This window comes from Mycobacterium sp. (genome assembly GCF_049281135.1).
Lineage (GTDB): Bacteria > Actinomycetota > Actinomycetes > Mycobacteriales > Mycobacteriaceae > Mycobacterium.
In genome coordinates, this window is record NZ_JBAPRN010000808.1 from 1 (window position 1) to 3,338 (window position 3,338).

General features: G+C 63.0%; 4 protein-coding genes. 3 read left to right on the plus strand and 1 reads right to left on the minus strand.

Annotation, left to right across the window (positions count from 1 at the left end):
* A partial coding sequence (locus tag WAN02_RS31985) for a hypothetical protein (RefSeq protein ID WP_422269372.1) occupies positions 1 to 194 on the minus strand: 194 nt, incomplete at its 3' end.
* A gap of 277 nt (positions 195 to 471) precedes the next feature.
* Here WAN02_RS31985 and WAN02_RS31990 point away from each other — a divergent pair.
* From WAN02_RS31990 to WAN02_RS32000, 3 genes are all read left to right on the plus strand, one after another.
* Complete coding sequence (locus tag WAN02_RS31990) at positions 472 to 1,470, plus strand: DUF7065 domain-containing protein (RefSeq protein WP_422269373.1); 999 nt, start codon at positions 472 to 474, stop codon at positions 1,468 to 1,470.
* A gap of 4 nt (positions 1,471 to 1,474) precedes the next feature.
* A complete protein-coding gene (locus WAN02_RS31995; protein ID WP_422269374.1) occupies positions 1,475 to 2,821 on the plus strand; it encodes a protoporphyrinogen/coproporphyrinogen oxidase in 1,347 nt (448 codons plus the stop codon).
* A gap of 218 nt (positions 2,822 to 3,039) precedes the next feature.
* Positions 3,040 to 3,338, plus strand: a 299-nt coding sequence (locus tag WAN02_RS32000) for a TetR/AcrR family transcriptional regulator (protein WP_422269375.1), incomplete at its 3' end; no start/stop codon positions are given.

The window sequence follows — 3,338 nt, forward strand, 5'->3', positions numbered from 1 at the left end:
CGGTTCTCGTCGCGTTCGGCCGTGAGAACTTTGACCGCCACGGCCCGGTCCAGACCCGGCTGGGAGCACCGGTAGACGATCCCAAAACCACCGCGCCCGATTTCGTCGGCATCGTCGAATCCGGCCGCATTCAACTCCGCGCCGACGGCCAAGCCGACGTCTCGCTGGGTGCTGAACGGGTCGCGTTCCATCATTGTGCCTGCTAGAGCTTGAGCATACCGTCGCAGCAAACCTCGGTCAGCGGCCTCGCGCAACCGACCAGGGTGGCGATCGACGGCAGCTAGATGAAAATACTTTCAACATTGAATATACGATCATTCGCCACTATCATGGGCCGCGCCGCGTGATCTCGCCGACTGAATGATGTCTCGGCTATACCGAGGAGTGCGGCAAGCATCTGCCGATGCCAGGAGAGAGGGTCATGATGCTCAACCCATTCAGACGCGTGCTCGGGGCAGTAGGTCGAGGACGATGAGCAAGCATTACGACATCTCTGACGAGGGCAGCCACGAACCTGATACCGAGGACTCGGAATGGCAGGAAAGTGTGTTCGTCCATTGGTATGACCGGGTGGCGGGGGTGGGCGGTGTGAGCCGGATCGGCCATGAGCCCAATCGGCCAGGAGGCGGTCGCGCGGCATTGCAGTGCTTTGTGGCTACTGCCGACGGCATCCGATACCGCCGCAACGACTTTCAGCTGCCGCTGGAGCAGGTGACCACCGAGCGGGGATTCCGCGCGGGGGGCTCACAGTGGCACGTCGATGAGGGAGCGCCGCGGCTGGTGATCGACGAGCCCGGCGTCTACGCAGACCTGACCATGGACAACTTCTATCCGCTCACCGACTTTTTTCCGCCGAGCAGCAGCATGGCGCAGGACTTCGCCAAAGACCATTACGAGACCTCCGGACGGATTTCGGGTCGCGTGCGTATCGACGGCCGCAGCTATGACATCAACGGGATGTACCATCGGGACCACTCCTGGGGCCTGCGGAACACGATGACGCTCAAGAGTCACCGATGGATCTCCGGAACCTTTGGCCCTGATCTTTCTTTCGGCTCGATCTTGTGGCATGCCTCGGACGACTCATTGGTAAGGGTGGGTTATCTTGTGCGCGACGGCCAGATCGACTACGCCGTCGATGTCGACGCCGTGACATATCTCGAACCCGACGGATTGACCCATCGTGGCGGTCAGGTGCGGTGGTCGATGCCGAACGACGAGGTGTTCACACTGCAAGCCGACCCGATGGATGCTGTCGTGGCGCACCTGCACAACGTCTACTACGTCGACTCGATCTGTGACGTGTGGCTCCCAGGCGACAACAACCGCTGGGGCATATGCGATTTCGAGGTCAGCAATAATGCCCGGCTCGGAACCGCGCCGATCGGTACTGCGATCAACGCCGCACTCGACGATGGACTGACCCGGCGACCCCGGCGGCCTGAATCGTTGATTGCACTTCGGGTGTGAGGTGGTGAGCGGTGCGGCACCGGGGCCGGATCCTGGTGATGTCATCGTCGTCGGAGCCGGCCCTTCAGGGCTGGCGGCGGCGCACCGGCTGGCCCGAGCGGGCGTTTCAGTTCGGCTCTTGGATGCCGCAGACCGGGTGGGCGGCAAGATGTCGACAACCTACCGGGACGGATTCATCGTCGACAACGGCGCCTTCTTCATCACCAGCACCTACCGCAATGTGCTGTCGATCGCTGACGAGATCGGGATGGGCAACGACGTCGTCGCGGGGAGGTTCATGCTCAGCGTCGTGCGCGACGGTGTGCTGCATGATCTGGACGGCGACCACCTGGTCTCGGCGATCCTCAAGACCAAGCTGCTCTCGCCGCGGGCCAAGGCTGAGCTGGTCAAGCTCGGGCCGGAGTTGGTGCGCTCGAGAAGGGCTCTCTACGACCGGATTCCGGGCGCGGGCCGCTACGACACCGAGTCCGTGCGCGACTGGGCGAAGTCGCACCTAAGCCCGGAGCTGCAGGAATTCCTGATCGGCGCGCTGATGCGCGGCATCTCGGCCACCAGCGGCGCCGACACGTCGCGAGTCGACTTTCTCGCCCTGCTCACGCTGCTCGCTGGAGCGAAGCTGTTGGCGTTCAAGGACGGCATGAACTCCTACGCCGAACGCGTCGCACAGGACAAGAAGGTCGATCTGGGTGCCAATGTCAACGAAATCGAGGACATCGGTGGGGGTGTCACCGTCAAGTGGACCGATGCCGGCGGGACACCGCGGGTCGAACGGGCCGCCGCGTGCATTGTCGCCACCCCGGGAAGGGTTACCGCGGAGACGGTTCGCCAGCTGGACGACTGGCGTAAGGGTTTTCTGCGGCGGGTCAACAACAACCGCCTGCTGGTCGTCAATGTTGGTCTGTCCCAACGCCCACCGCTGGACGCCACCTACATACTGGTGCCCGAATCCACACATCCGTTCGTGACTGGGTTGATGTTCGATCATCACAAGGCGCCCGGGCGCGCGCCCGAGAGCAAGGGCTTGATGTCGGTGGCGTTGCTTGACACCTGGTGTCGTGACCACTGCGACGACGACGACGATGACATCCGCCGGGCCGTACTGGAGGGAGTCGGCACGATCCTGCCCCAAATCGTTCCCACAGTGGAGTTCGCCGAGGTCCGTCGGTGGTATCTGGAGGTCAATCCGATCGGCTTCTACCGCGAGCTGGGCAAGTTCCGCAGGCTCTGCGAGGAAGACACGCGTATCCAGCTCGCCGGCGACTCGCAGAGCATGCAGAACATCGAAGCGGCGACCACCACCGGGCTACGAGCGGCCGACAGGCTGCTGGCGACCGGGATCCTGCGCCACTAGCGGCAACTAGTGGCGCAGTGGACCAATGCGGAGGACATGCGACGTCGGGGCGGCGAATGTCGTTGCTAACCGCCGTATTCGAAAATGCGCCAGCCGATCACAGGGCATATGCAGGTGCCTTGGCGGGACGGGCAGTCCGTATCGAGCCAGGCGGGCTGTTGTCCTTACAATCGTAAGAAGCCTAAGCTGAGTTCTTACAGTTGTTAAGGAATGCTTTGATGGCCACCTCTGAACGGCGCCGTCCCGGACCCAAGCCGACACTGAACCGCGAGGTGGTGATCGAGGCCGCGCTCGATCTCATTGACAGTGAGGGCCTGGCCGCGTTGAACCTGCGCAAGCTCGCCGGCCGGATGGGCATCAGCGCGATGACCCCGTACCACTACTTCGAGGACAAGGCGGACCTGCTGGCCGCCATGGTGGGGTACGCGATGGCTCCACTGGCCAGTGACCTGGATCCGAACCTGCCCTGGGACAAGCAGATCGACGGTGCGATGCGCGATCTGCATCAGATCCTCAC

Excerpts from the sequence above, each read along its gene's own strand:
- WAN02_RS31990 (WP_422269373.1), top strand. The coding sequence starts at position 472 with ATGAGCAAGCATTACGACATCTCTGACGAGGGCAGCCACGAACCTGAT.